We start from the raw sequence: 25,497 nt of genomic DNA on the forward strand, positions 1-25,497 counted from the left end.
TACGGCGCGCGCCCTGCGCTGGGCAGGGCGGCACCGCTTACGGGCGCAGCAGGACCTGGGCGGTTTCGGTGGCCAGCGCCTGCAGGTCGGCAGCGCTCGGGCGCACCTGCAGGGCCGGCAGGTTGACGATGACCGAGTTGGCGACGTTGGTGGCGGCGGCGGCCAGGGTGGCGGCGTAGCGCTGGGCTTCCAGTTCGGCGGCCAGGGCGACGCGCTGTTCCAGGCTCGGGCGCACTTCCACCGAGGCCAGGGTGGTGATCGGCATCGCGGCGGCGACCGGGGCGGCGACGTAGCCGTTGCGCTCGGCCAGCTGGTCAGCGCTGGGGCGCACTTCCACGGTGGCCAGGGTCGGGATGCCGCTGGCCTGTTCCCAGGCCTGCTGGGCCAGTTGGTCGGCGGCCGGGCGAACCTGCACGGTGGCCAGGGTCTTGATGGATTCGGAGGCCTGCACCGACGAAACAACCGCGGTGCCGGCGATCAGGGCGATGGCGATGGCAATGGTCTTGGTGTTCATGACGGGGCCTGTTTAGTGTTGTTGAGCTGTGGTGTGGTAGTAATGTAGTACACCAATTCTGGGCATGCAAGAGAAATTTTCGATTTCCTGCATTTGTTCAGTCTTCAGTCAGCTTTTGTCTGAAGCCCTTCCTGGCGCAGGAAGTGCCAAGCAATCCGCGTGCCAACATTTAGCTATTGATTTGAAAGGGTTTTTCGGCATCCGAAAAGTGTCCGCTGGGCGGACACCTGTCCATTCGTCGCGCCACGGACACTGTCCGGACGTCTTCAGCCGGCGCATGTGACGGGCCAGGCACGCCTATCGGGCCGGGAGCGGAGGGCCGTTGGGGCGAACCCCCCAGTGACTGGTGACCGATTCCGGCCGCCGCGCGCGCAGGCTAGGATCGGGGTTCACCTTCGTGACCAAGGATCCGGATATGTCTCTCGCCCTTCGCCCGCGCGCTGCACTGCTGGCCGTCGCCCTCAGCACCGCCCTGGGCACGCTCGCGCCCACCCATGCGCTCGCCGCCAAGCCGGCGGCACCGGCCAAGGTCGATATCCCGTACGAGCAGTTCACCCTGCCCAATGGCCTGCGCGTGATCGTGCATACCGATCGCAAGGCGCCGATCGTTGCGGTCAACGTCTGGTACCACGTGGGCAGCAAGGACGAACCGGCCGGCCGTACCGGCTTCGCGCACCTGTTTGAACACCTGATGTTCCAGGGCAGCGAAAACCACGACGGCGAATTCTTCGAACCGTTCAAGCAGGTGGGTGCCACCAACCAGAACGGCACCACCAACACCGATCGCACCAACTATTTCGAGAACGTGCCGACCACGGCGCTGGACATGGCGCTGTGGATGGAATCGGACCGCATGGGCCATCTGGTCGGTGCGATCGACCAGGCCGCGCTGGACGAGCAGCGCGGCGTGGTGCAGAACGAGAAGCGCCAGGGCGAGAACCAGCCCTACGGCCAGGCTTGGGACCAGCTCAACAAGGCGCTGTACCCGGTGGGCCACCCGTACCACCACGGCGTGATCGGGTCGATGAACGATCTCAACGCGGCGTCGCTGGATGACGTGAAGACCTGGTTCCGCACCTGGTACGGCCCGAACAACGCGGTGCTGGTGCTGGCCGGCGACATCGATCTGGCCACCGCCAAGGAAAAGGTCGCCAAGTACTTCGGTAGCATCCCGGCCGGCCCGACCATGGCGCAGCCGGCCGTGAACGTGGCCAAGCGCAGCGCCGACACGCGCGAGACGATGACCGACAAGGTGCCACAGGCGCGCATCTACCGCGCCTGGAACGTGCCGCAGGTCGGCACCACCGAGGTCGATCAGCTGCAGCTGTTCGCGCAGGTGCTGGGTGGTGCCAAGTCGTCCCGCCTGAGCCAGCGCCTGCAGCACCAGGACAAGCTGGTGGACAGCATCGCGTCGGGCCTGTCGACGTCGCAGCTGGGCTCCAACTTCGTGATCATGGCGACGGTCAAGCAGGGCCAGGACCCGGCCAAGGTCGAGAAGATCATCGACGAGGAACTGGACCGGCTGATCAAGCAGGGCCCCACCGCGGCCGAGCTGGAGCGGGCCAAGACCGGTGCCCGCGCAGGCTTCATCCGCGGCATCGAGCGCATCGGTGGCTTCGGCGGCAAGGCCGACGCACTGGCCGAGTGCGCAGTGTTCACTGGCGACCCGGGCTGCTTCCGCACCTCGCTGGCCAACATCGAGAAGGCCAGCGCTGCCGACCTGAGCCGCCTGGGCGCGCAGTGGCTGGACAAGGGCAGCCACACCCTGGTGATCGCACCGGGTGAACGCGTGGCGCTGAAGGAAGATCCCAGCCAGGCGCCGAAGCCGTTCAACGTACCGGCGGTGGACCCCAAGTACAGCACCCTGCCGGAGCAGGTCGACCGCAAGGCCGGCGTGCCGCAGACCCGCGAGTTCCCGCAGCTGAAGTTCCCGGCGCTGCAGCGCGCCACGCTGAAGAACGGCACCCAGGTGATCCTGGCCGAGCGCCATGAGATCCCGGTGGTGCAGTTCAGCTACCAGTTCCCGGGCGGCTTCAGTGCCGACCAGGGCCGCAAGCCGGGCACCGCCAACTTCACCATGAGCCTGATGACCGAAGGCGCCGGCAAGCTGGGCTCGCTGGCCTTCGCCGATGCCGCTGACGCACTGGGCGCCAGCCTGGATGCCTCGGCCGGCCTGGACTCGATGAGCGTGGACCTGTCGGCGCTGAAGGAAAACCTGGCACCGTCGCTGGCGCTGTACCGCGACCTGCTGCGTGAGCCGCGTTTCGAGCAGGGCGAGATCGACCGGGTCAAGGCGACCTGGATCGCCGGCATCCAGCAGGAGAAGGTCAACCCCGGTGCGGTGGCGATGCGCGTGCTGCCGCCGCTGCTGTACGGCAAGGGCCATCCGTATGCCATTCCGTTCACCGGTAGTGGCGACGAGGCGGCGATCAACGGCCTGACCCGCGAGGACCTGGTCGACTTCCACCACGACTGGCTGCGGCCGCAGAACGGCACCCTGATCGTGGTCGGCGACACCACGCTGGCCGAGATCGTGCCGCTGCTGGACAAGCAGCTGGGCGACTGGAAGGCGGCAGGCGATGCGCCGCAGGTGAAGGCGGCCACCGATGTCGCACTGCCGAAGGGCCCGCGCGTGTTCCTGATCGACCAGCCGGGTGCGGTGCAGGCCAACCTGTTCGCTGGCCAGGTGGTGCCGCCGTCCAGTGCGTCCAGTTCCACCCGCTTCGACATTGCCAACGGGGTGATCGGTGGCGACTTCACCTCGCGCCTGAACATGAACCTGCGCGAGGACAAGCACTGGTCCTACGGTGCGCGCAGCAGCGCGGTCAACTCGGTGGGCCAGCGCCCGTGGATGGCCAGCGCGCCGGTGCAGATCGACAAGACCGGCCCGGCGATGGCCGAGATGCGCAAGGAAATCGCCGCGTTCGCCGATGGCAGCAAGCCGGCGACCGCGGCCGAGGTCAACCGCATCCGCAACATCCAGACCCTGAGCCTGCCCGGTGCTTACGAGACCGCCAGCGCGGTGGCCGCCACCATCGGTTCGATCGTGCAGTTCAAGCGCCCGGATGACTATGTGCTGCGCCGCAAGGCCGAGATCGAAGCGATGACCCCGGCGCAGGTGCAGCAGGCCGCTGCCGAGATCAAGCCGCAGGCCCTGACCTGGGTGGTGGTGGGCGATCTCAAGCAGACCGAAGCGGCGGTGCGTGCGCTGAACCTGGGCGAGGTGACGGTGATCGACGCCGAAGGCAACCCGGTCAAGAAATAAGGCAATACCCGGCCCGCCCTGTGGCGGGCCGGCTGCCCCGGTAGTGCCGGCCGCTGGCCGGCAACCCCGTCATGCATCCGGGGTCAGAGCCCCCTGCGGGGGGGCTGACCCCTCTGCCGACCTGGGGTCGGATCCCCCGCAGGGGGCTACGACCCCGGCCCCGGCTACCCCCGATTCAGGCTGTTCAGGCAGAATCCCCCCATACCCTTCCAGGATCTGCCCATGCGCGTTCTGCTGCTTTCCTCCCTGCTGCTCACCGTCAGCGCCTGTACCTGGGTGCCGATCGAACCGGCCGGCAAGGCGACCCGCGTGCTGCCGGCGGGCCCGGTTCCAGCCGGTTGCATCGCCAAGGGCGAGGTGGTGGTCACCGTGAAGAGCAAGGTCGGCTTCTACAACCGCAACCCGCTGCGGGTGCAGGAAGAGCTGGAAACGCTGGCCCGCAACGAGGCCCCCAGCGCCGGCGCCAATGCCGTGCAGGCCGCTGCGGCCCCCGCCGATGGCAGCCAGCGCTTTGCGGCGTTCCAGTGCCCGCCGCGCTGAACGCTTCACCATACGGCCAAGGCTGAATTCGTAAAGATGCGGTGAAAGCCCGGGGGTTATAGAATAGCGCCCCCTTTTGCCTGAGCCTTGGCGCTAACCTCGATGCTCTTCAAGAATGTCTCGATCGCCGGCCTGGCACACGTCGACGCGCCGCATACGCTGACGACCAAGGAAATCAACGAGCGGCTGCAGCCGACGCTGGATCGCCTGGGTATCCGCACCGATGTGCTCGGCGACATCGCCGGCATCCACGCCCGCCGCCTGTGGGACAACGGCGTACTGGCCTCGGACGCTGCCACCATGGCCGGGCGCAAGGCGCTGGAAGACGCGGGCATCACCGCGACCCAGGTCGGCCTGCTGGTCAACACCTCGGTCAGCCGCGACTACCTGGAGCCGTCCACCGCCTCCATCGTGTCGGGCAACCTCGGCGTCAGCGACGAATGCATGACCTTCGACGTCGCCAATGCCTGCCTGGCCTTCATCAATGGCATGGATATCGCCGCGCGCATGATTGAGCGCGGCGACATCGACTACGCGCTGGTGGTGGATGGCGAGACCGCCAACTTGGTGTACGAGAAGACCCTGGAGCGCATGACCGCCCCGGACGTCACCGCCGATGATTTCCGCAACGAGCTGGCCGCGCTGACCACCGGTTCGGGCGCCGCCGCGATGGTGATGGCGCGCTCGGAGCTGGTGCCGGACGCCCCGCGCTACAAGGGTGGCGTGACCCGCTCGGCCACCGAGTGGAACCAGCTGTGCCTGGGCAACCTGGACCGCATGGTGACCGACACCCGCCTGCTGCTGATCGAAGGCATCAAGCTGGCGCAGAAGACCTTCAGCGCCGCCAAGATCGCACTCGGCTGGGCCGTGGAAGAACTGGACCAGTTCGTGATCCACCAGGTCAGCCAGCCGCACACCGCCGCGTTCATCAAGAATTTCGGCATCGACCCGAAGAAGGTCATGACCATCTTCGGCGAGCACGGCAACATCGGCCCGGCCTCGGTGCCGATCGTGCTGAGCAAGCTCAAGCAGCTGGGCAAGCTGAAGAAGGGCGATCGCATCGCGCTTCTGGGCATTGGCTCGGGCCTGAACTGCTCGATGGCTGAAGTGGTCTGGTAAAAAAAGTCACCGCTGACCTGCTGCACGATGGGCAGCGATGATTTTTCCAAGTGTCCAGGGGCCGGTTCTACCGGCCCTTTCTACAGGTGCGATTCGATGTCCCAGCTTCCCGGTTACCCCGCCCACCCGCAACGCTTCGAGGTCCGACCGGGCCTGTCGATGAACTATCTCGACGAAGGCCCGCGCGACGGCGAAGTGGTGGTGATGGTGCATGGCAACCCGTCGTGGAGCTACTACTGGCGCACGCTGGTGGCCGGCCTGTCGGACAGGTACCGCTGCATCGTGCCGGACCACATCGGCATGGGCCTGTCGGACAAGCCCGATGACAGCCGCTACGACTACACGCTGCAGTCGCGCGTGGACGACCTCGATGCGCTGCTGAAGCACCTGGGCATCACCGGCCCGGTGACCCTGGCCGTGCACGACTGGGGCGGCATGATCGGCTTCGGCTGGGCGCTGTCGCACCACGCCCAGGTCCAGCGCCTGGTGGTGCTCAACACCGCTGCGTTCCCGATGCCGGCGGCGAAGAAGATGCCCTGGCAGATCGCGCTCGGCCGCCACTGGAAGATCGGTGAGTGGATCATCCGCAGCTTCAACGCGTTCTCGTCCGGTGCCTCGTGGCTGGGCGTGGAGCGGAAGATGCCGGCCGATGTGCGCCGCGCCTACGTGTCGCCGTACAACAGCTGGGCCAACCGCATCAGCACCATCCGCTTCATGCAGGACATCCCGCTGTCGCCGGCCGACAAGGCCTGGTCGCTGCTGGAACGGGCCGGCAAGGCGCTGCCGTCGTTCGCGGATCGACCGGCCTTCCTCGGCTGGGGCCTGCGCGACTTCGTGTTCGACCACCACTTCCTGAAGGGTTTCCAGGCCGCGCTGCCGCAGGCCCAGGTGCATGCCTTCGAGGACGCCGGCCACTACGTGCTGGAAGACAAGCATGAAGTGCTGGTGCCGGAGATCCGCGCCTTCCTGGACGCCAACCCGCTCTGATCGGCTCCCGGGCCGGATCCCGGGAGTGCCGGCCGCTGGCCGGCAACTTCATGAACCCGGCGCGCATAGCGCGCTTGCCGGCCAGCGGCCGGCACTACCATTACGCCGCGACCGGTGCCTGCGGCGGTGAGGACGGGCTGTTGCCGTTGTCGTCCGGGTGATCGTCGTCATTGTCGGCGTCATCGCGCCAGCGCCAGTCGGCCAGCGTCAGCGGATCCAGGCCATAGGCGATGCGTGCCTTGTCGCACTGCGGGCTGGCCTTGCCGTACTCCCAGGATGCATCCACCTCACGGCACACGCTGGGCCGGTTGGGGTGGATGGTGCAGCGCGAGTACACGCCGATCTGCGCATCCAGCGCCACGCAGCGCACCGGCTTGGAGTGGGTGCCGCGCATGCACAGGCGGTGCGGGTCCAGCACCTCGGTGAGCTGGTGCGGCACGCCGCCGGGGGTGACCTCGTCCGATTCCATCCAGTGGAAGGCCACGCGGTATTGGGTGCAGCAGGCGCCGCAGGTCATGCAGGGATGTTGCATGGGCAAGCCGCCTCGGGCGGCAGTCGGAATCAGGAACGAGGGAGCGGATTTTCCACGAAGTGGGCCGCCGCGCAAGAAATTCCGTAAGCGGCGACAATGAACGGATGAACCGACCCTGCAACATTGCCGCGCGCCTGCCTGAACTGGCGCGTGAACGCCCTGACCAGATTGCCATCCGTTGTCCCGGCCGCCGCGGCGCGGGCAATGGCATGGCGGCCTACGATGTGACCCTGGATTACCGCCAGCTGGACACCCGCAGCGATGCCATGGCCGCCGGCCTGGCCGGTTACGGGATCGGCCGCGGCGTGCGTACGGTCGTGATGGTGCGGCCCTCGCCGGAGTTCTTCCTGCTGATGTTCGCGCTGTTCAAGCTGGGCGCGGTGCCGGTGCTGGTCGACCCGGGCATCGACAGGCGTGCGCTGAAGCAGTGCCTGGACGAAGCGCAGCCGCAGGCCTTCATCGGCATTCCGCTGGCGCACGTGGCGCGGCTGGTGCTGCGCTGGGCGCCGTCGGCCACCCGCCTGGTCACGGTCGGCCGGCGCCTCGGCTGGGGCGGCACCACGCTGGCCGCGCTGGAGCGCGCTGGCGCCAGCGCTGGGCCGATGCTGGCCGACACCGATGGCGAGGACATGGCCGCGATCCTGTTCACCAGTGGCTCCACCGGCGTGCCCAAGGGCGTGGTCTACCGCCACCGCCACTTCGTTGGACAGATCCAGCTGCTGGGCAGCGCCTTCGGCATGGAAGCGGGCGGTGTGGACCTGCCGACGTTCCCGCCGTTCGCGCTGTTCGACCCGGCGCTGGGGCTGACCTCGGTGATTCCGGACATGGACCCGACCCGGCCGGCGCAGGCTGACCCGGCCCGCCTGCACGACGCCATCCAGCGTTTCGGCGTGACCCAGCTGTTCGGCTCGCCGGCCCTGATGCGGGTGCTGGCGCGGCATGGCCGGCCGCTGCCGACGGTGACCCGGGTGACCTCGGCCGGTGCCCCGGTGCCGCCGGATGTGGTCGCCACCATCCGGGGGCTGCTGCCGGCCGATGCGCAGTTCTGGACCCCGTACGGCGCCACCGAGTGCCTGCCGGTGGCGGTGGTCGAGGGGCGCGAACTGGAGCGTACCCGTGCCGCGACCGAGGCCGGTGCCGGCACCTGCGTGGGCAGCGTAGTTGCGCCCAACGACGTGCGCATCATCGCCATCGACGACGCACCGTTGCCGGAGTGGTCGCAGGCGCGCGTGCTGGCCACCGGCGAAGTGGGCGAGATCACCGTGGCCGGACCGACCGCCACCGACAGCTACTTCAACCGCCCGCAGGCCACAGCGGCGGCGAAGATCCGCGAGACGCTGGACGACGGCAGCACGCGCATCGTCCACCGCATGGGCGATGTGGGCTACTTCGACGCGCAGGGCCGCCTGTGGTTCTGCGGGCGCAAGACCCAGCGCGTGGAAACCGCGCGCGGGCCGCTGTACACCGAGCAGGTCGAGCCGGTGTTCAACACCGTGGCCGGCGTGGCGCGCACGGCACTGGTCGGCGTCGGCGCCGCCGGCGCGCAGGTGCCGGTGCTGTGCGTGGAACTGCAGAGCGGCCGGTCCGACAGCCCGGCGCTGCAGGAAGCGCTGCGTGCACATGCCGCCGCCCGCCTGCCGGAGGCCGGCCTGCAGCACTTCCTGGTGCATCCGGCGTTCCCCGTCGATATCCGTCACAACGCCAAGATCGGCCGCGAAAAGCTCGCCGTCTGGGCCAGCGCCGAACTGGAGAAGCGCGCATGAAGATCCTGGTCACCGGCGGTGGTGGTTTCCTTGGCCAGGCGCTGTGCCGTGGCCTGGTCGAACGTGGCCACCAGGTGCTGGCGTTCAACCGCAGTCATTACCCGGCGCTGCAGGCGATCGGCGTGGGCCAGATCCGCGGCGACCTCGCCGATGCACAGGCGGTGCTGCACGCGGTGGCCGGCGTCGATGCGGTGTTCCACAACGGTGCCAAGGCCGGGGCGTGGGGCAGCTATGACAGCTACCACCAGGCCAACGTGGTCGGCACCGACAACGTCATCGCGGCGTGCCGCGCGCAGGGCATCACCCGGCTGGTCTACACCTCCACGCCCAGCGTGACCCATCGTGCCACGCATCCGGTGGAAGGCCTGGGCGCGGACGAGGTGCCGTACGGGGAAGATTTCCAGGCGCCGTATGCGGCCACCAAGGCGATCGCAGAACAGCGCGTGCTGGCGGCCAATGACGCCGCGCTGGCGACGGTGGCGCTGCGCCCGCGGCTGATCTGGGGCCCCGGTGACCAGCAGCTGGTGCCCAGGCTCGCCGAGCGTGCGCGGCAAGGGCGCCTGCGCCTGGTCGGCGATGGCAGCAACAAGGTCGATACCACCTACATCGACAACGCCGCGCTGGCGCACTTCCTCGCCTTTGACGCCCTGGCACCGGGCGCTGCGTGTGCGGGCAAGGCCTACTTCATCTCCAACGGCGAGCCGCTGCCGATGCGCGAGCTGGTCAACAGGCTGCTGCAGGCGGTGGGTGCGCCAACGGTGGACAAGGCGATCAGCTTCAAGACCGCCTACCGCATCGGCGCCGTCTGCGAGCGGCTGTGGCCGCTGCTGCGCCTGCGCGGCGAGCCGCCGCTGACCCGCTTCCTGGCCGAGCAGCTGTGCACGCCGCACTGGTACAGCATGGAACCGGCACGCCGTGACTTCGGCTACGTGCCGCAGGTCAGCATCGAAGAAGGGCTGCGCAGGCTGAAGGCTTCATCTGCCGCATAGATCGCCATCACTGCTTGCACACCGCTGGATCGGGAGGATGGACCCACGCCATCCAAGGCTCGACCACCCGCGAGGAGCGCCATGCTGCACTACGCCATTATCTTCTTTGTCATCGCCATCATCGCCGCCGTTCTGGGTTTCTCCGGAATTGCCGGCGCCGCAACGAACATCGCCTGGATCCTGTTCGTGGTGTTCCTGATCCTTGCCGTGATCTCGATGTTCCGCAAGCGAGGCTAGCCGGTAGTGCCGGCCGCTGGCCGGCATCGCTTTCCGCAGAGTCGAGCCATGCTCGACTCTGCGGGCGATCACCGCGTTACACAGCGCTCTGCAGCCCGCGATCGGCCTCATGGCGCTCCAGCGCCAGTTCGATCAGGCGGGTGATCAGCGTGGTGTAGTCGATGCCGCTGGCGCCCCACAGCTTCGGATACATGCTGATGCGGGTGAAGCCCGGCAGCGTATTGACCTCGTTGATGATGATCTCGCCGCCCGCGGTGAGGAACACGTCCACGCGCGCCATGCCCGCGCACTCCAGCGCCTGGTAGGCCTGCAGGGCGACCTGCTGGATGCGTGCCTGCGTGAGGGCATCGATATCGGCCGGCACCACCACGTCGGCGCCATCTTCGTTGATGTACTTGGTGTCGTAGGCATAGAACTCGTCGTGCACCACTACCTCGCCGCACAGGCTGGCCTGAGGGTGCGCGTTGCCCAGCACCGCACATTCGATCTCGCGGCCGACCACCGCCGATTCCACCAGCACCTTGTGGTCGTAGCGCAGTGCCAGTGCCAGCGCCTCGGCAAAGCCCGCCGCATCCTTGACCTTGCTCACGCCCACCGACGAACCCTGGTTGGCCGGCTTCACGAACAGTGGCAGGCCGAGCCGGGCGATCACCGCATCGACATCCACCGACGCCGCCTGGTGGCGGCGGATGCACAACCACGGCGCTACCTGCAGACCCGCGTCGCGCAGCAGGCGCTTGGTCACGTCCTTGTCCATCGCCACGGCCGATCCCAGCACCGGTGAACCGACGAAGGGCAGGTTGGCCATGCGCAGCAGGCCCTGCAGCGCGCCGTCCTCGCCCAGCGGCCCGTGCACGATCGGCAGCACCACATCGATCTGCGCCAGGGCGCTGGCCGCGTCCGAGGGCTGCAGCTGCGCCTGCTCGGCGCCCGGAAGGACCGCCAGCGACAGGCCGGAACGATGCAGCGCGATGCGGGCCGGGTCGTCGGCATGCAGCAGGAAGGTCGCCGGTTCGCTCAGATGCCACTGGCCCTGCTTGTCGATGCCGACCAGCACCGGCTCGAAGCGCTCGCGATCAAGGGCGTCCAGGATGTTCTTCGCCGACTGCAGTGAAACTTCGTGTTCGGAAGACTTGCCCCCGAAGATGATGCCGACCCGGGTCCGTGCCATGGGAAATGCGATGTCCTGTGCGTTGCGTGGCCTCATAGCATGAACCTTCATCGGCCCTCCGCGTGAGGCACAGATGAACCAGAAATCCATCCACGCATGGCGCGGATCGACCGTCCTCATGGCCCATCAACAGGGGTCGGAGCCCGTTGCGGAGCAACGGGATCCGACCCCACGGACGACAGGAAACTGTCGAAGGCGGGGTGGGTCCGGTTGCGGGAGTGTCCGCGGCATGGATGCCGCGGCCAAGCCCCCACGGACGGGTTTACGGCGTCTCCCGCAACCGGACCCACCCCGCACCCCACAGGAAGCCAGCTTTTGATGTTGCTGTTGGGGTTGAGGTTGCCGGCCAGCGGCCGGCACTACCGCGGGTGCCGGGCGGCAGCCCGGCCCAAGCTCCCCACCCACGCAGGTAGAATGCGCGCATGGCTCCTTCCCTGCTCAAGTCCCTCAAGCCGGTCGCTGGCCGCGCCCTGCAGATCGCCCTGAACCGCGCGCTGGCGCTGGATCCGGATACCCGCCATGCCCTGGGCAGCCTCGATGGCCGGCACATCGACCTGACCCTGGAAGCGCCGTCGCTGGCGATGCGCATCAGCGTTGATGGCGACCAGCTGCGGGTCGGCCCGGTGGATGCACAGGAAGCCGACCTGGCCGTGCGCAGCAGCCTGGCCGGCGTGCTGGCGCAGCTGCCGTTGCTGGCCAACGCAAGGCGCGGCGAATCCAACAGCAAGGGCCGCGTGCGCGTGGCCGGTGACGCCGAACTGGCGCGCCGCCTGCAGCAGCTGGCCAAGGGCTTCGATCCGGACTGGCAGCAGCCGTTCGTCAGTGTGTTCGGCGAGGTACTGGGGGTGCAGGTTGCCAACACCCTGCGCAGTGCCCTGCAGCATGCGCGCCAAGGGGCAATCGACCTGGCCCACAGCGCCGCCGAATTCATCACCGAGGAGTCGCGCGATGTAGTGCCGCGCGCCGAGCTGGACGCCTTCCACGATGACGTGGACGTGCTGCGCGATGACGTCGAGCGCCTTGGCGCGCGCGTGCAGCGCCTGCGGGGTGCCGCATGAAGGCCGTGCTGCGGGCCAGCCGCATCGGTCGGGTGATCCTGCGTTACCGCCTCGACGACCTGCTGCAGGGCACGCCGGCCGAGCGCTGGCTGCGCCTGGCCAAGCCATTCGTACCGCGTGCCTCGGCCGACATCGCCGTGCAGTCGCGCGGTGCGCGCCTGCGCCTGGCGCTGCAGGATCTCGGCCCGATCTTCGTCAAGTTCGGCCAGATCCTCTCCACCCGCCGCGACCTGGTGCCGCCGGACGTGGCCAACGAACTGACCCTGCTGCAGGACCGGGTCAAACCGTTCGATGGCGAAACCGCACGCCGCATCGTCGAGGACGCCCTCGGCCGGCCGGTCAGCGAGGCGTTCGCCAGCTTCGATACCGAACCGCTGGCCTCGGCCTCGATCGCGCAGGTGCATGCGGCCACGCTGGCCGATGGCCGCCAGGTGGTGGTCAAGGTGCTGCGCCCGGGCATCGAGAAGCAGATCGACGCCGACATCGCCCTGCTCAATTCGCTGGCCGCGCTGGTCGAGCGTACCCATCCGCGTGCCGACAAGATCCGTCCGCGTGAAGTGGTGGCCGAGGTCGAGAACACCCTGGCCGCCGAACTGGACCTGCAGCGCGAAGGCGCCAACGCCAGCGTGCTGCGCCGCTTCTGGGAAAACAGCGACGATCTGTACGTCCCGGAAGTGATCTGGAGCCACACCGCCGAGCGTGCACTCACCCTGGAGCGGGTGTGGGGCATTCCGTCCGATGACATCGTCGCGCTGGACAAGGCCGGCATCGACCGCAAGGCGCTGGCTGCCAAGGGCGTGCGGGTGTTCTACACCCAGGTGTTCCGCGACAATTTCTTCCATGCCGATGCGCATGCCGGCAACATCTGGGTCGACACCGATCCGGCACGCCGCGCCAATCCGCGCTTCATCGCGCTGGACTTCGGCATCATGGGGCAGCTGTCGCAGGAAGATCAGTACTACCTGGCCGAGAATTTCATGGCCATCTTCAACCGCGACTACCGCCGCATCGCCGAGCTGCATGTGCAGGCGCGCTGGATGCCGGACAACGTGCGCATCGATGATCTGGAAGCAGCCGTGCGTTCGGTGTGCGAGCCGTACTTCACCCGCCCGCTGTCGCAGATCTCGCTGGCCGAAGTGCTGATGAAGCTGTTCCGCGTGGCCCAGCGCTACCAGTTGACCCTGCAGCCGCAGCTGATCCTGCTGCAGAAGACCCTGCTGAACATCGAAGGCGTCGGCCGCCAGCTGGACCCGCAGATCGACATCTGGGCGGTGGCCAAGCCGGTGCTGGCGAAGATCCTGCGCGAGCGCTACAGCCCGCGCCGGGTGGTGCGCGAGATCGGCAAGCGCCTGCCGGAGATCATGACCCACGCGCCGGACATGCCGCGCCTGGTGCATGCCTGGCTGACCCAGCAGGTGGAGGGCCGCCATGAGCTGGCGATGCGCTCGCGCGATCTGGTCGCGCTCGACGCCAGCGTGCAGCGCCTGCAGAAGCGCGCGGTCGGCGCAATCACCGGCGTTGGCCTGCTGGCCATCGCCGCGCTGATGTACGTGCTGCAGCCGCCAGGCTGGTACTGGGGTGAGGTGCCGATGTGGAGCTGGGTTTCCGGTGCCGTCGGTGCGCTGGCGCTGGCGCGCGCGTGGTGGAAGTAGACCCGGTGCTGCGGGCGCTGAAGGATGAGCTGGCACGCTTCGGCGCCGAGAACGACGCGCGTGAAAGCCAGCGCGGCCGCCGCATGCTCAACATCACGCCGGACACCGGCGAATTCCTGTCGGTGCTGGTGCGTTTCGGCAATGCGCGACGGGTGCTGGAAATCGGTACCTCCAACGGCTACTCCACGCTGTGGCTGGCCGAGGCCGCCGCCGCCATCGAAGGTCACGTGACCACGCTGGAATTTGCCGAGGACAAGGTGGCGATGGCGCGTGACACCTTCGCGCGCAGCGGGTTGGCCGCGCACATCACGCTGGTGCATGGCGATGCCGGGCAGTGGTTGGCCGAGGCCGCCGAAGGCAGCATCGACCTGCTGTTCCTCGATTCGGACCGCGCGCAGTACGCCGGCTGGTGGCCGCAGCTGCGCCGCGTGCTGCGGCCGGGGGGCCTGCTGGTGGTGGACAATGCCACGTCGCACGCGGTGGAGATGGAGCCGTTGCGGGCGCTGCTGGACACTGATCCGGTGTTCAGCACCAGCCTGGTGCCGGTGGGCAACGGCGAGCTGCTGGCCGTGCGCAACGGCTGACCGCCGCGCCACACACCCGTGATCCGGTAGTGCCGGCCGCTGGCCGGCAACCGCAGCAATCCAACTGCCCGGAGGCAGCCGGCCAGCGGCCGGCTCTACCCCATTCAGTGCCCAGCCCCGATAATCCTGCGGTGAGTACCGAACCTGACACCCTCGCCGCGGTCGAGCCTGCAACCGTGCCCCTGCAGCTGCTGCACCTGGACGAGCGCCTGGCCGTGGTCAACAAGCCCGCCGGGCTGATGGTCCACGACAGCAAGCTGGCCCGAGGCGAGGACGACTTCCTGGCCGACCGCCTGCGCGAGCAGCTGGGCCGCCCGATCTTCCTCGTGCACCGCCTGGACCGGGCCACCAGCGGCTGCCTGCTGCTGGCCTTCGACCGCGAGACCGCCAGTGCGCTGGGCAAGGCGCTGATGGGTGGCGAAGTGGCCAAGGACTACCTGACGGTCTGCCGGGGCTGGCCGGCCGAGCTGTCCTGGCGGGTGGACCATGACCTGGATGGCGGGCCGGGCAAGCCGGTGAAGAAGCCGGCGATCACCGATTTCCAGCGCCTGGCCACCGGCGAGCTGTCGGTGCCGGTGGGTGAATTCACCCGCTCGCGCTACGCGCTGCTGCGCTGCCAGCCGCAGACCGGGCGCTTCCGGCAGATCCGCCGGCATCTCAAGCACCTGTCGCACCACATGATCGGCGATACCAGCCACGGCGATGGCCGCCACAACCGCATCTTCCGCATGCAGGGCGTGCATCGCATGCTGCTGCACGCCGAGCGCCTGCGCTTCCCGCATCCCGATGGCGGCGCCGTGGATGTCAGTGCGCCGCTGGACCGTGAATTCCAGAAGGCGCTGGACCTGTTCGGCTGGCAGGTGGACACCGTTTGACGGTAGTGCCGGCCGCTGGCCGGCAGCTGCGTGATTCCAGATGTACTGCGGAGCCGGCCAGCGGCCGGCACTACCTCATTTCTTTTCCGGTTCGTTGACGATCGCTTTCAGGTCCTTCTGCAGCTCTGCAAACAGGATCTTCCGCATGCAGGGCGTGCATCGCATGCTGCTGCACGCCGAGCGCCTGCGCTTCCCGCATCCCGACGGCGGCGCCGTGGATGTCAGTGCGCCGCTGGACCGTGAATTCCAGAAGGCGCTTGACCTGTTCGGCTGGCAGGTGGACACCGTTTGACGGTAGTGCCGGCCGCTGGCCGGCAGCTGTGTGATTCCAGATGTACTGCGGAGCCGGCCAGCGGCCGGCACTACCTCATTTCTTTTCCGGTTCGTTGACGATCGCTTCCAGGTCCTTCTGCAGCTCTGCAAACAGGATCTTCCGCACGCAGGGCGTGCATCGCATGCTGCTGCACGCCGAGCGCCTGCGCTTCCCGCATCCCGATGGCGGCGCCGTGGATGTCAGTGCGCCGCTGGACCGTGAATTCCAGAAGGCGCTTGACCTGTTCGGCTGGCAGGTGGACACCGTTTGACGGTAGTGCCGGCCGCTGGCCGGCAGCTGCGTGGTGCCAGATGTACAGGGGAGCCGGCCAGCGGCCGGCACTACCTCATTTCTTTTCCGGTTCGTTGACGATCGCTTCCAGGTCCTTCTGTAGGTCTGCAAACAGGGGCTGCATGCGGGCCTGGATGGCCACCATCACGTTCTGCATCAGCGCCGGGGTCTTGTCCAGCAGGCTCTGGCCGGCCGCGCTCTCGTAGAACTCGGCCATTGCCAGCACGTCTTCCTTGCTGAAGGTCTTCTTGTACAGGTCCACGTACATCGGCCGCAGCTGTTGCCACGACATCGCCTGGCGCAGGGTCTGGCTGGTCCGGGCCTGGATCCGCTTCAGCTGTTCCTGCTGCTGGGCGGTGAGCTGGCGCTGCGCGGCCACCTGCTGGAACTGCTGCTGCTGCATGGCTTCGATCTGCGGCACCATGGTGTCGATCATGCTCTGCGCGCGCGAGGCCGACAGCAGGCGGTTGATGTCGCCGTCGGTCGGCGGGGCGGCCAGGGCCGGAACGCTGGCCACGGCCAGGGCCAGCAGCAGGGCGGCGCGGCGCAGCAGGGACGGCAGGGCGGGTGTGAAGCGGGTCATGCGGGGCTTCCTGCGGTACATGGGACCGCCAGCATACCCGCAGCCCAGGCGAAGGCGGCGTGTTCGGTGCCTGATCGGCGGCATACGGGGCGCGATGGCGCACTCCACCACGTGCCTGCCGCTACAATGCGCGGATGGGCAGTGGACCGGTCACCATCAGCGCGCAGCTTGAAATCCCCGACGGCGAGATCGTCGAGCGGTTCGTGCGCGCCAGTGGCGCCGGCGGCCAGAACGTCAACAAGGTGTCCACCGCGGTGGAACTGCGTTTCGACGTGGCCAACTCGCCCTCGTTGCCCGAACCGTTGCGCGCGCGGCTGCTGGCGCGGCGTGACCGGCGCATGACCGGCGAAGGCGTGCTGGTCATCGACGCGCAACGTTTCCGCACCCAGGATCGCAATCGCGAGGATGCGCGCGAGCGGCTGGCGGCCTTCATCCAGGCCGGGCTGAGCGTGCCCAAACCGCGCAAGGCCACCAAGCCGACCCTCGGGTCGAAACTGCGTCGTCTGGACGCCAAACGCGGGCGCGCGCAGATCAAGCGCGGGCGCTCATCACGTGACTGGGAGTGATTGCTTGAACAACCCGACTTCGTTGCTGCCGGCGGTGCCGCCGCAGATGCCGCAGGTCAAACCCAACGCCTTCCTGCGCTGGCTGGCGCGCTGCACCCTGCGCCTCGGTGGCTGGAAGGTGACCGGCACCCTGCCTGACATCCCCAGGCTGGTCTTCATCATTGCCCCGCACTCGTCCAACTGGGACGGGCTGTGGGGCATGGCAGCGAAGATCGCGCTGGGCATGAAGGTGAAGGTGCTGGGCAAGGCGTCGCTGTTCTGGTGGCCGCTGGGCCCGCTGCTGCACCGGCTGGGCGTGATCCCGCTTGATCGCAGCTCGCCGCAGGGCACGGTGGGCCAGGCCGTGGACCTGCTGCGCAACAACGAGAAGATGTGGTTCGCCATCACCCCCGAGGGCACCCGCAAGGCGGTGAAGGACTGGAAGGCCGGCTTCCTGAAGATTGCCCGGATGGCTGACGTACCGATCCTGACCGCGTATTTCCACTATCCGGAAAAGACCATCGGCATCGGTCCGCTGTTCACCCCGAGCGGCGACGATGTGGCCGACATGGCTGCCATCCGGGAGTTCTACCGGCCCTGGATCGGCAAGACCCGCGGCACGGTCTGAGCCGGTTGCAGGCCGCCGCACACACGCCACGTCCGGCACATGCCGGGCGAGCGCGACAGGAGTAGGGTGGAGGGCTGGTATCCATACCGTCTGCCCAAGGAGCGTTTTACATGTCGCGTACCGTAGTCCTGGCCGCCGCCATCAGCCTGGCGCTGGCGGCCTGTTCCGGCAAGGAGTCCACCCCCGTGTCCGATGCCCAGAAGACCCCGGCCCAGCAGCCGGCCGAAGCCTCCACCAATCCGCTGCTGAGTGCCAGCACGCTGCCGTTCCAGGCCCCGCCGTTCGACAAGATCAAGGACAGCGACTACCTGCCGGCGTTCGAAGAGGGCATGCGCCAGCACCTGGCCGACGTGCGCAAGATCGCCGACAGCAGCGAGCCGGCCACCTTCGACAACACCATCGTGGCGATGGAGCGCAGCGGCGAGACCCTGACCCGCGTGTCGCGCATCTTCTTCGGCCTGGTCCAGGCCGACACCAACGATGCGCGCCAGAAGATCCAGGAAGAAGTGGCGCCGAAGCTGGCCGCGCACCAGGACGAGATCAACCTCGACCCGAAGCTGTTCGCGCGCGTGAAGTCGCTGTACGACCAGCGTGACACGCTGGAGCTGGACCCGGTGCAGAAGCGCCTGGTCGAGCACTACTACGATGGCCTGGTACGTGCCGGTGCGCAGCTGTCCGACGCTGACAAGGCGACCCTGCGCAAGCTCAACGTGGAAGAGACCACCCTCTCCACCCAGTTCCATACCCGCCTGGTGGCCGCCACCGCCGCTGCGGCCGTCGTCGTCGACGACAAGGCCAAGCTGGCCGGCCTGGACGAGGATGCGATCAACAACGCCGCGGCCGCCGCCAAGGAGCGCAAGCTGGACGGCAAGTTCCTGCTGCCGCTGCAGAACACCACCCAGCAGCCGGTGCTCGGCTCGCTGAGCGATCGCGACCAGCGCGCCGCCGTGCTGAAGGCCTCGGAGACCCGCGCCGAGCGCGGTGATGCCAACGACACCCGGCAGACCGTGCAGCGCCTGGCCCAGCTGCGTGCGCAGAAGGCCAAGCTGCTCGGCTTCGACACCTTCGCCGACTACCAGCTGGGCGATCAGATGGCCAAGACCCCGGCTGCCGCGCTCAAGCTGCTGACCGACACCGTGCCGGCCGCCACTGCCAAGGCACGCGCCGAAGCCGGTGAGATCCAGAAGGTCATCGACGCGCAGAAGGGCGGATTCCAGGTCGCCGCATCGGACTGGGACTTCTACGCCGAGCAGGTGCGCAAGGCCAAGTACGATCTGGACGAGTCGCAGATCAAGCCGTACTTCGAACTGGACAACGTGCTGCAGAACGGCGTCTTCTACGCCGCCACCCAGCTGTACGGCATCACCTTCAAGCCGCGCACCGACATTCCGACCTACAACCCGGACATGAAGGTGTACGAAGTGTTCGACAAGGACGGCACCTCGCTGGCCCTGTTCTACACCGACTACTTCAAGCGTGACAGCAAGTCCGGCGGCGCCTGGATGGACGTGTTCGTCGAACAGGACGGCCTGACCGGTGCCAAGCCGGTGGTGTACAACGTCTGCAACTTCACCAAGCCGGCCGCCGGCCAGCCTGCGCTGATCAGCTTCGACGACGTCACCACCATGTTCCATGAGTTCGGCCATGCGCTGCACGGCATGTTCTCGAACGTGAAGTACCCGTCGATCGCCGGCACCGCCACCTCGCGCGACTTCGTCGAGTTCCCGTCGCAGTTCAACGAGCACTGGGCGCTGGACCCGAAGGTGTTCGCCAACTACGCCAAGCACTACAAGACCGGCGAGGCGATGCCGCAGGAACTGGTCGACAAGATCCTCAAGGCGCGCAGCTTCAACCAGGGCTATGCGACCACCGAGTACCTGTCGGCCGCGCTGCTGGACCTGGCCTGGCACACCCAGAAGGCCGATGCGCCGCTGCAGGATGTCGGCGCCTTTGAAGCCAGCGCGCTGAAGAAGTTCAAGGTCGACCTGCCGCAGGTGCCGCCGCGTTACCGCACCACCTACTTCGACCACATCTGGGGTGGTGGTTACTCGGCCGGTTACTACGCCTACTTCTGGGCCGAAGTGCTCGACCATGACGCCTACCAGTGGTTCACCGAGCACGGTGGGCTGACGGCGGCCAACGGCCAGGAGTTCCGCGACAAGATCCTCTCGCGCGGCAACAGCGTGGAGCTGTCGACCCTGTACCGCGATTTCCGCGGCAAGGATCCGTCGGTGGAACCGCTGCTGAAGTTCCGCGGGCTGAAGTAAGCGTGACCTGAAGTACGAAAGAAATAACGGCGGGGAAACCCCGCCGTTTTTCGTTGCGTGGATGCCATCGACAGATTCCGCTTTGTGCCGCTCATCCACGCAGGGCGTGCATCCACTGCAGATCGCGTCATCCCACGGAATGCCAGCCGTTGCCGTCGAGGTTGCCGGCCAGCGGCCGACACTACCGGGTACCGCCCGGCCATCACGTTCCCACGTGCACCCGGTTGGCCTGTTCGGCCAACCCCAGGTGATCCAGCGCGATATCCAGCGCCAGCACGTAGCTCTGCGCGCCATAGCCGGCGGCGATGCCCAGGCGCTGGCCGACACCGGCCGGCAGGCAGGGCTCGGCCACCGCGCCGTCGTCGTGGACCTCCACGTAGGCATTGTGCAGGTAGGGCAGCAGGCGTTGCAGGCGCAGGCTGTTGGCGCATGCGCCCGGGTCGAGCAGCGTCACTTCGCCGCGGCTGTGATCGGCCACGCGCAGCGCATCGAGCAGTTCCTGTTCCGACCCGCAGGCGCGGATCGCCACGCTGGTTCCGGCGTCGATCGCGCGATGCACCAGCGACTTCAGTACCGGCGCCGGCAGTGGCATCGCGGTACGGATCAGTGCGCCGGCCGCTTCCGGGCCGCGGATGATGAAGATCGACATGGCTCAGCCCTCCTGTGCCAGGCGACGGCCGACGATGGCCAGCGACAACGGGTACCCGGCCTGCTGGCTGCGCTGGTCGACCACCACGGCGGCCGGACCGTGCTGCAGGCGCAGGCGCGCGTCCAGGCCGGGCTCGCTGGGCGACTGCAGTTCGATGTACTGCGCCGGCAGCCGCTCCAGCGCCGCCTGCAACGCGCCGCCCTCGGCCTGCCATTGCGCGTCGTCGGCCACGCCGACATCCAGCAACACCCAGTCGGCCGAACGCGCCTGCGGCTGGCACAGGCACTGGCGCACTTCGGACAGGCTGGCGCAGTCGCTGCACAGCACGCGATGGCCGGCCAGCTGTGCCGGCAGTTGGGGACGCGGTGCCGACGAAGAGGCGTGGCGGATCACCAGGAGGGTCATACAACACCTTGCGGAATGCGCCCTGTGGCGCGGTGGGCACACGATGCGCGTGGTGCCCGTAAAGGTGCGATGCCCGCAGCTGGGCCGGGGCGTAAAACCTGCGTAACCCCTTTCGTAGCGCCGGGCCCAGGCTCGCAGGGCGGCACGGGAACCTCTCCGGCCCGGATGTGGTCTGATGCAGCTACCCTCACCCGGAGCCTGTCATGGATGCTGTTGCCCGTCCTCCCCTTCCCGAACGCGCGCTGCTCTGGCTGAAGAAGGAAGCATTGCCGCTGCTGGTGATGCTCGGCCTGCTCGCCGCGGCCCGCGATACCCTGGCCAACCACTACGTGGTGCCCAGTGGCTCGATGCAGCCCACCCTGCAGCCCGGCGACCGGGTGGTGGTGGACATGCGTGCCTATGGCCTGCGCCTGCCGTTCACCGGCAAGGAACTGATGTCCACCGGCGTTCCGCAGCGTGGTGAAGTGGCGGTGTTCGATTCACCGGCCGACGGCACCCGGCTGATCAAGCGCGTGGCGGCGGTGGCCGGTGACCATGTGCAGATGCGCGAGGGCCATCTGAGCATCAACGGCCAGCCGCTGCAGATTGCCGACCTGCAGGACGTGGAAGCCTTCGGCGAGCGCAGAGCCCGCCTCGATCTGGACATGGGGGGCGGTCCGGACATCGCCGACCTGGTGGTGCCGGCCGGCAAGGTGCTGGTGCTGGGTGACCACCGTGGCAACAGCTTCGACGGCCGCTTCTTCGGTTTCGTCGATGCCGACAAGATCTACGGCCGCGCGGTGGCGGTGTACTACCGCCGCGGTGACGGTTTCGAGTGGCAACGCCTGTAAGCTGAATTGATACTTCCTATATATCAATCCTGATCTATCAGGTTATGGATCGACTGGATCGACGGGCCTAGTCTGAGGCCCGTTCCCTCCCATGCCCCGCCGTCCCCCACCGGCCCATCGATCCCATGACTGGCGAAACCGCGGCGGCCGTCGAACGCCGCCCCCCCACTGTCGACTCCAGCGCCGAGACCCGCATCCAGCAGGGTACGCCGGCCTTCCGCCGCACCGCGCTGGCACTGTTCCTGGCCGGCTTTTCCACCTTCGGCCTGCTGTATACCGTGCAGCCGCTGCTGCCCGAGTTCAGCCGCCACTTCGGCGTGTCGGCCGCCGGCAGCGCTATGTCGCTGTCGCTGACCACCGGCACGCTGGCCGTGGCAATGCTGTTGGCCGGCCTGCTGTCCGACGCGGTCGGCCGCCGCCCGTTGATGATTGCGGCGCTGCTGGCCTCGGCCATGCTGTCGCTGAGCACGGCGCTGGTGGATGACTGGACCACGCTGCTGGTGCTGCGCACCCTGCTCGGCCTGGCACTGAGTGGCGTCCCGGCGGTGGCGATGACCTACCTGGTCGAGGAAATGGACAGCCGCGCGCTGGGCCTGGCGATGGGCCTGTACATCGGCGGCAACGCCATCGGTGGCATGAGCGGGCGCCTGCTGGCCGGCATCATCGCCGATCACTGGGGCTGGCGCTGGGGCATCGGGGTGGTCTCGATCATCGCCGTGGCCAGCACCGTGCTGCTGTGGCTGCAGCTGCCGCCGTCGCGCCATTTCCATCCCCGCCGCGATGGCCTGCGCCAGTTGCCGTCGCGCTGGCGCCTGCTGTTCGCCGACCCGGGCCTGCCGTGGCTGTTCGCCACCTCGTTCGTGCTGATGGGCGTGTTCGTCACCCTCTACAACTACCTGGGCTACCACCTGCTGGCGCCGCCGTACCACCTCAGCCAGACCGTGGTCGGCCTGATCTTCAGCGTGTACCTGGTGGGCACCTTCAGTTCGGCGTGGATGGGCCAGCAGGCCACGCGGTACGGGCGCGGCCGCATCCTGTCGATCTCGTTCGCGCTGATCGGCGCCGGCATCGCGCTGCTGGCGATGCCGTGGCTGAGCACGATGGCGCTGGGCATCGCGCTGGTGACCTTCGGCTTCTTCGGCGGCCACTCGGTGGCCAGCAGCTGGGTTGGCAGCCGCGCCGGTACGATGCGCGCCGAGGCCTCGGCGCTGTACCTGTTCGCCTACTACCTGGGCTCCAGCGTGCTGGGCGGTGTGGGGGGGCTGGCCTACGCGGCCTGGGACTGGCTGGGCGTGTGCGCGTTCGCTGCCGTGCTGACCCTGATCGGGGGCGGCATCGTCTGGGCGCTGCAGCAGCGCGCCCCGCAGCCGGTCACCGCGTGACCCATCGCGTACGGTCGTGCCGGCCGCTGGCCGGCATGCCGGCCCATGTGGGGTTGCCGAGGTAGAGTCGACTGTTAGTCGACTGCTCTTCCATCAGACCGCGAAAACCCCCGCGCTGCGCCCGATAGTCGACTAACAGTCGACTCTACCGGCGAACGCCCCGCGCAGCAGCCCGGCGAAGTTGCGGATCAGCGGCGTGACGCGCTCGCGATGCCACGCCAGCTGTACCTCCGAATGCGCGCCAGCGTCGGCCAGCGCGACGAAGCGTGCGCCTTCCACCCGGATGTGGTCGCAGGACGATGGCAGGATCGCCGCGCCCAGCCCGGCGGCGGCCAGACTGATCAATGTCGACGCCTCGCCAGCTTCCTGCACGATGCGCGGCGTGAACCCGGCGGCCGCGCACAACGCGATCATGTGGTCATGGATGCCCGCGCCCGCACTGCGGCGAAATGCCACGAACGGCTCCTGTGCGAAGTCGCGCAACGACACCGTGCCCTGCTTCGACAGCCTGCGCAGGGCAGGGTGGTCGGCATGCACGATCAGCGCCAGCGGATCGACGAACAGGCTGTGCGCCACCAGCTCCGGCGGCAATGCGCGCTTGCGGATGATGCCCACGTCCAGGCGGCCCTCCAGCAGCGCATCGATCTGCTGCAGGGTGTTCATCTCGCTCAGCTGCAGCCGCACCTGCGGGTACTGCTGGCGGTAGCGCAGGATCGAACGCGGAATCTGCGGCGACAGCGGCGTGGCGCGGGTCAGGCCGATATGCAGTTCACCCTGCTCGCCGCGCTGCGCACGCTGCACTTCGTCCACTGCGGTTTCCACCTGCTGCACGATCGCGCGCGCGCGCTCCTGCAGCAGCTCCCCAGCAGGCGTCAGCTGCACGCGGCGATGGCTGCGCACGAACAGGCGCGCCCCGATCAGTTCCTCCAGCTGGCGGATCTGCTGGCTGAGCGGTGGCTGCGACATGCCCAGCCGCTCCGCCGCCTGGCCGAAGTGCAGCGTATCGGCGACAGCCAGGAAGTAACGCAGATGGCGGAGTTCGATGGACATGGGTCCAGTTTATTCATCGTCAGCCGGAAATGAATCAGAGGCGGGGTCAGAGCCCGTTGCGCCGCAACGGGATCCGACCCCGCCCACAGTTCGCAGAAAACTGTCGAAGGCGGGGTGGGTCCGGTTGCGGGGGCGTGAGCGCCATGGATGGCGCGACCGAGCCTCCATGGACGGATTTACGGCGTCCCCCGTAACCGGACCCACCCCGCCATCCCACGGAAAGCCCGCTGTCGCCGTTGCTGTTGCTTCGGCCTCTGCGGGTGCAGGGCGCAGCCCTGCCGAATACCCCTCACCGCTCCGAATGCCCGCTCTGGTCGTAATCGCGCGGACTGAACAACTCCGGCTGGATCAGCTCGATGAACGCCCGCGCCTGCGCCGACAGTGCCTTGCCACGGCGCACGATCACCCCGTAGCTGCGCTCGGGGAACCAGCGCTTCATTGATCGCGCCGCCAGCCGCTCGCGGTCGGCCTCGTGCAGGCACAGCGCCGGCACGATCGATATCCCCATCCCCATCGCCACGTACTGCTTGATCACCTCCCAGCCGCCCACCTCCAGCGCCACCGTGTAAGCGATGCGGTGGCGCTGGAGCACCTGGTCGACCAGGCGGTAGGTGATCTGCCGCTTCGGCGGCAGCACCAGCGGATAGCGCGCGATGTCAGCCAGCTCCAGCTCGCCACCGGCAGCCAGAGGATGGTCGTGCGGTGCGATCAGGACCTGCTCGAAGCGGTAGGCCGGGGCGTAGGTCAGGTCGGCCGGTACATCGGTCATCGAACCGATTGCCAGGTCGGCGGCATCCTCGCGCAGCAGGTCGGTGCCATCAGCGCTGATCGCGTTGTGCAGGGTCAGGCGCACGTCCGGGTGGTGCAGGCGGAAGCGCTCGACGATCTTCGGCAGCAGGTACAGGATCGTCGAACTGTTGGCGGCGATGTTCAGCTCGCCCGCATCCAGGCCGCGCACCTTGTCGCGGAAGCGGGCCTCCAGCCCGTCCAGGTTCTCCACCAGCGGCTGCGCCATTTCGTACAGCAGCTGGCCCTCGCGGCTGGGCACCAGGCGACGCCCGCTGCGCTCGAACAACGGCACGCCCAGCTCCCGTTCCAGGGCCTGCAACTGCAGGCTGATGGCCGGCTGGCTGACGAACAGCGCCTCAGCTGCCCGTGAGACAGAGCCCAGACGCACGGTCTGGCAGAACGCGCGCAACGGCTTCAGCCGATCCGATTTGTAGGAAAAACGCGGACTTGGCGGGGTGCGTGTGCTCATCGTGTCACGA

24 protein-coding genes and 2 pseudogenes are annotated in these 25,497 nt (G+C 68.0%); 18 read left to right on the forward strand and 8 right to left on the reverse strand.

The window, feature by feature from the left end; translation table 11 throughout:
* Positions 1-37: 37 nt before the first annotated feature.
* A complete protein-coding gene (locus tag LRM18_RS05335) occupies positions 38-514 on the reverse strand; it encodes a hypothetical protein (protein ID WP_049470054.1) in 477 nt (158 codons plus the stop codon).
* A gap of 415 nt (positions 515-929) precedes the next feature.
* Between LRM18_RS05335 and LRM18_RS05340 the strand changes: the two genes are divergently transcribed.
* The 4 genes from LRM18_RS05340 (at position 930) to LRM18_RS05355 (ending at position 6,425) form a co-directional block, all read left to right on the forward strand.
* Complete coding sequence (locus tag LRM18_RS05340; protein ID WP_053461845.1) at positions 930-3,779, forward strand: pitrilysin family protein; 2,850 nt, start codon at positions 930-932, stop codon at positions 3,777-3,779.
* A gap of 222 nt (positions 3,780-4,001) precedes the next feature.
* Positions 4,002-4,319 carry a DUF4156 domain-containing protein gene (locus tag LRM18_RS05345; protein WP_130768364.1) on the forward strand — a complete coding sequence of 106 codons (318 nt, stop codon included), beginning with the start codon at positions 4,002-4,004 and terminating at the stop codon, positions 4,317-4,319.
* A 102-nt stretch (positions 4,320-4,421) separates the two neighbouring features.
* Complete coding sequence (locus LRM18_RS05350; protein ID WP_010487115.1) at positions 4,422-5,438, forward strand: 3-oxoacyl-ACP synthase III; 1,017 nt, start codon at positions 4,422-4,424, stop codon at positions 5,436-5,438.
* 96 nt (positions 5,439-5,534) lie between these two features.
* Positions 5,535-6,425, forward strand: a complete 891-nt coding sequence (locus tag LRM18_RS05355) for an alpha/beta fold hydrolase (protein WP_164688713.1) — start codon at positions 5,535-5,537, stop codon at positions 6,423-6,425.
* 100 nt (positions 6,426-6,525) lie between these two features.
* Here the strand turns inward: LRM18_RS05355 and LRM18_RS05360 are convergent, their stop codons facing one another.
* On the reverse strand, positions 6,526-6,957 hold the full coding sequence (locus LRM18_RS05360) for a YkgJ family cysteine cluster protein (RefSeq protein WP_029380125.1): 432 nt from the start codon (positions 6,955-6,957) through the stop codon (positions 6,526-6,528).
* Positions 6,958-7,061: 104 nt separating this feature from the next.
* On the opposite strand from LRM18_RS05360, the gene oleC reads away from it, so the two are divergent.
* From oleC to LRM18_RS05375, 3 genes are all read left to right on the forward strand, one after another.
* Positions 7,062-8,720 (forward strand): olefin beta-lactone synthetase, encoded by a 1,659-nt coding sequence (gene oleC / locus LRM18_RS05365; protein WP_270952110.1) that lies wholly within the window; start codon positions 7,062-7,064, stop codon positions 8,718-8,720.
* Positions 8,717-9,709, forward strand: a complete 993-nt coding sequence (gene oleD / locus LRM18_RS05370; RefSeq protein WP_150828265.1) for a 2-alkyl-3-oxoalkanoate reductase — start codon at positions 8,717-8,719, stop codon at positions 9,707-9,709. Before oleC ends, oleD begins: the two co-directional genes overlap by 4 nt.
* Positions 9,710-9,790: 81 nt before the next feature.
* Entirely contained in the window at positions 9,791-9,946 is a 156-nt protein-coding gene (locus tag LRM18_RS05375) for a DUF1328 domain-containing protein (RefSeq protein ID WP_005407633.1), read from the forward strand.
* 76 nt (positions 9,947-10,022) lie between these two features.
* Here the strand turns inward: LRM18_RS05375 and ddlA are convergent, their stop codons facing one another.
* Positions 10,023-11,117 carry a D-alanine--D-alanine ligase gene (gene ddlA, locus LRM18_RS05380; RefSeq protein WP_270952123.1) on the reverse strand — a complete coding sequence of 365 codons (1,095 nt, stop codon included), beginning with the start codon at positions 11,115-11,117 and terminating at the stop codon, positions 10,023-10,025.
* A gap of 422 nt (positions 11,118-11,539) precedes the next feature.
* Here ddlA and LRM18_RS05385 point away from each other — a divergent pair, with 422 nt between their 5' ends.
* From LRM18_RS05385 to LRM18_RS05410, 6 genes and pseudogenes are all read left to right on the forward strand, one after another.
* Complete coding sequence (locus tag LRM18_RS05385; RefSeq protein WP_270952125.1) at positions 11,540-12,175, forward strand: SCP2 sterol-binding domain-containing protein; 636 nt, start codon at positions 11,540-11,542, stop codon at positions 12,173-12,175.
* Positions 12,172-13,827 carry a ubiquinone biosynthesis regulatory protein kinase UbiB gene (gene ubiB / locus LRM18_RS05390; RefSeq protein ID WP_057493989.1) on the forward strand — a complete coding sequence of 552 codons (1,656 nt, stop codon included), beginning with the start codon at positions 12,172-12,174 and terminating at the stop codon, positions 13,825-13,827. The genes LRM18_RS05385 and ubiB overlap by 4 nt, the downstream gene beginning before the upstream one ends.
* Positions 13,828-13,832: 5 nt before the next feature.
* The gene (locus tag LRM18_RS05395; protein ID WP_270952436.1) at positions 13,833-14,411 is read left to right on the forward strand and encodes an O-methyltransferase; all 579 of its coding nucleotides are present in this window, start codon (positions 13,833-13,835) and stop codon (positions 14,409-14,411) included.
* A gap of 131 nt (positions 14,412-14,542) precedes the next feature.
* On the forward strand, positions 14,543-15,286 hold the full coding sequence (locus LRM18_RS05400; protein ID WP_270952128.1) for a pseudouridine synthase: 744 nt from the start codon (positions 14,543-14,545) through the stop codon (positions 15,284-15,286).
* Between the two features lie 130 nt (positions 15,287-15,416).
* Positions 15,417-15,578, forward strand: a pseudogene (locus LRM18_RS05405) (pseudouridylate synthase); the annotation flags it as partial.
* 130 nt (positions 15,579-15,708) lie between these two features.
* Positions 15,709-15,870 (forward strand): annotated as a pseudogene (locus tag LRM18_RS05410) (pseudouridylate synthase); the annotation flags it as partial.
* Between the two features lie 75 nt (positions 15,871-15,945).
* Here LRM18_RS05410 and LRM18_RS05415 read toward each other — a convergent pair.
* Positions 15,946-16,473, reverse strand: coding sequence for a DUF2059 domain-containing protein (locus tag LRM18_RS05415; RefSeq protein WP_032962218.1), 528 nt, complete (start codon positions 16,471-16,473; stop codon positions 15,946-15,948).
* 134 nt (positions 16,474-16,607) lie between these two features.
* Here LRM18_RS05415 and arfB point away from each other — a divergent pair, with 134 nt between their 5' ends.
* The 3 genes from arfB (at position 16,608) to dcp (ending at position 19,913) form a co-directional block, all read left to right on the forward strand.
* Positions 16,608-17,039 (forward strand): alternative ribosome rescue aminoacyl-tRNA hydrolase ArfB, encoded by a 432-nt coding sequence (arfB, locus tag LRM18_RS05420; RefSeq protein ID WP_005420755.1) that lies wholly within the window; start codon positions 16,608-16,610, stop codon positions 17,037-17,039.
* A 4-nt stretch (positions 17,040-17,043) separates the two neighbouring features.
* Positions 17,044-17,646 (forward strand): lysophospholipid acyltransferase family protein, encoded by a 603-nt coding sequence (locus LRM18_RS05425; RefSeq protein ID WP_049466721.1) that lies wholly within the window; start codon positions 17,044-17,046, stop codon positions 17,644-17,646.
* Positions 17,647-17,756: 110 nt separating this feature from the next.
* On the forward strand, positions 17,757-19,913 hold the full coding sequence (dcp, locus tag LRM18_RS05430; RefSeq protein ID WP_057493986.1) for a peptidyl-dipeptidase Dcp: 2,157 nt from the start codon (positions 17,757-17,759) through the stop codon (positions 19,911-19,913).
* 202 nt (positions 19,914-20,115) lie between these two features.
* Here dcp and LRM18_RS05435 read toward each other — a convergent pair whose 3' ends face one another.
* The gene (locus LRM18_RS05435; protein ID WP_004153636.1) at positions 20,116-20,562 is read right to left on the reverse strand and encodes a 3-dehydroquinate dehydratase; all 447 of its coding nucleotides are present in this window, start codon (positions 20,560-20,562) and stop codon (positions 20,116-20,118) included.
* Between the two features lie 3 nt (positions 20,563-20,565).
* A complete protein-coding gene (locus tag LRM18_RS05440; RefSeq protein WP_053461854.1) occupies positions 20,566-20,967 on the reverse strand; it encodes a hypothetical protein in 402 nt (133 codons plus the stop codon).
* A gap of 203 nt (positions 20,968-21,170) precedes the next feature.
* Here LRM18_RS05440 and lepB point away from each other — a divergent pair, with 203 nt between their 5' ends.
* Both lepB and LRM18_RS05450 read left to right on the forward strand, forming a co-directional pair.
* Complete coding sequence (gene lepB, locus LRM18_RS05445; RefSeq protein WP_057493984.1) at positions 21,171-21,797, forward strand: signal peptidase I; 627 nt, start codon at positions 21,171-21,173, stop codon at positions 21,795-21,797.
* A 125-nt stretch (positions 21,798-21,922) separates the two neighbouring features.
* Positions 21,923-23,179 (forward strand): MFS transporter, encoded by a 1,257-nt coding sequence (locus tag LRM18_RS05450; protein ID WP_150828261.1) that lies wholly within the window; start codon positions 21,923-21,925, stop codon positions 23,177-23,179.
* Between the two features lie 132 nt (positions 23,180-23,311).
* On the opposite strand, the gene LRM18_RS05455 is transcribed toward LRM18_RS05450, so the two are convergent.
* Entirely contained in the window at positions 23,312-24,229 is a 918-nt protein-coding gene (locus LRM18_RS05455) for a LysR family transcriptional regulator (RefSeq protein WP_049466732.1), read from the reverse strand.
* Positions 24,230-24,518: 289 nt separating this feature from the next.
* The gene (locus LRM18_RS05460; RefSeq protein WP_270952171.1) at positions 24,519-25,487 is read right to left on the reverse strand and encodes a LysR family transcriptional regulator; all 969 of its coding nucleotides are present in this window, start codon (positions 25,485-25,487) and stop codon (positions 24,519-24,521) included.
* Positions 25,488-25,497: the final 10 nt, after the last annotated feature.

This window comes from Stenotrophomonas sp. PI_27 (assembly GCF_027854495.1).
In the GTDB taxonomy this organism is placed as follows: Bacteria; Pseudomonadota; Gammaproteobacteria; order Xanthomonadales; family Xanthomonadaceae; genus Stenotrophomonas; species Stenotrophomonas pavanii.

Excerpts from the sequence above, each read along its gene's own strand:
- LRM18_RS05450 (WP_150828261.1), top strand. The coding sequence starts at position 21,923 with ATGACTGGCGAAACCGCGGCGGCCGTCGAACGCCGCCCCCCCACTGTC.
- LRM18_RS05360 (WP_029380125.1), bottom strand. The coding sequence starts at position 6,957 with ATGCAACATCCCTGCATGACCTGCGGCGCCTGCTGCACCCAATACCGC.
- LRM18_RS05435 (WP_004153636.1), bottom strand. The coding sequence starts at position 20,562 with ATGTCGATCTTCATCATCCGCGGCCCGGAAGCGGCCGGCGCACTGATC.
- LRM18_RS05345 (WP_130768364.1), top strand. The coding sequence starts at position 4,002 with ATGCGCGTTCTGCTGCTTTCCTCCCTGCTGCTCACCGTCAGCGCCTGT.
- LRM18_RS05460 (WP_270952171.1), bottom strand. The coding sequence starts at position 25,487 with ATGAGCACACGCACCCCGCCAAGTCCGCGTTTTTCCTACAAATCGGAT.
- ddlA (WP_270952123.1), bottom strand. The coding sequence starts at position 11,117 with ATGGCACGGACCCGGGTCGGCATCATCTTCGGGGGCAAGTCTTCCGAA.
- LRM18_RS05350 (WP_010487115.1), top strand. The coding sequence starts at position 4,422 with ATGCTCTTCAAGAATGTCTCGATCGCCGGCCTGGCACACGTCGACGCG.
- lepB (WP_057493984.1), top strand. The coding sequence starts at position 21,171 with ATGGATGCTGTTGCCCGTCCTCCCCTTCCCGAACGCGCGCTGCTCTGG.
- LRM18_RS05355 (WP_164688713.1), top strand. The coding sequence starts at position 5,535 with ATGTCCCAGCTTCCCGGTTACCCCGCCCACCCGCAACGCTTCGAGGTC.
- LRM18_RS05335 (WP_049470054.1), bottom strand. The coding sequence starts at position 514 with ATGAACACCAAGACCATTGCCATCGCCATCGCCCTGATCGCCGGCACC.
- oleC (WP_270952110.1), top strand. The coding sequence starts at position 7,062 with ATGAACCGACCCTGCAACATTGCCGCGCGCCTGCCTGAACTGGCGCGT.
- dcp (WP_057493986.1), top strand. The coding sequence starts at position 17,757 with ATGTCGCGTACCGTAGTCCTGGCCGCCGCCATCAGCCTGGCGCTGGCG.
- LRM18_RS05455 (WP_049466732.1), bottom strand. The coding sequence starts at position 24,229 with ATGTCCATCGAACTCCGCCATCTGCGTTACTTCCTGGCTGTCGCCGAT.
- arfB (WP_005420755.1), top strand. The coding sequence starts at position 16,608 with ATGGGCAGTGGACCGGTCACCATCAGCGCGCAGCTTGAAATCCCCGAC.
- LRM18_RS05340 (WP_053461845.1), top strand. The coding sequence starts at position 930 with ATGTCTCTCGCCCTTCGCCCGCGCGCTGCACTGCTGGCCGTCGCCCTC.
- LRM18_RS05415 (WP_032962218.1), bottom strand. The coding sequence starts at position 16,473 with ATGACCCGCTTCACACCCGCCCTGCCGTCCCTGCTGCGCCGCGCCGCC.
- LRM18_RS05375 (WP_005407633.1), top strand. The coding sequence starts at position 9,791 with ATGCTGCACTACGCCATTATCTTCTTTGTCATCGCCATCATCGCCGCC.
- LRM18_RS05385 (WP_270952125.1), top strand. The coding sequence starts at position 11,540 with ATGGCTCCTTCCCTGCTCAAGTCCCTCAAGCCGGTCGCTGGCCGCGCC.
- ubiB (WP_057493989.1), top strand. The coding sequence starts at position 12,172 with ATGAAGGCCGTGCTGCGGGCCAGCCGCATCGGTCGGGTGATCCTGCGT.
- LRM18_RS05440 (WP_053461854.1), bottom strand. The coding sequence starts at position 20,967 with ATGACCCTCCTGGTGATCCGCCACGCCTCTTCGTCGGCACCGCGTCCC.
- oleD (WP_150828265.1), top strand. The coding sequence starts at position 8,717 with ATGAAGATCCTGGTCACCGGCGGTGGTGGTTTCCTTGGCCAGGCGCTG.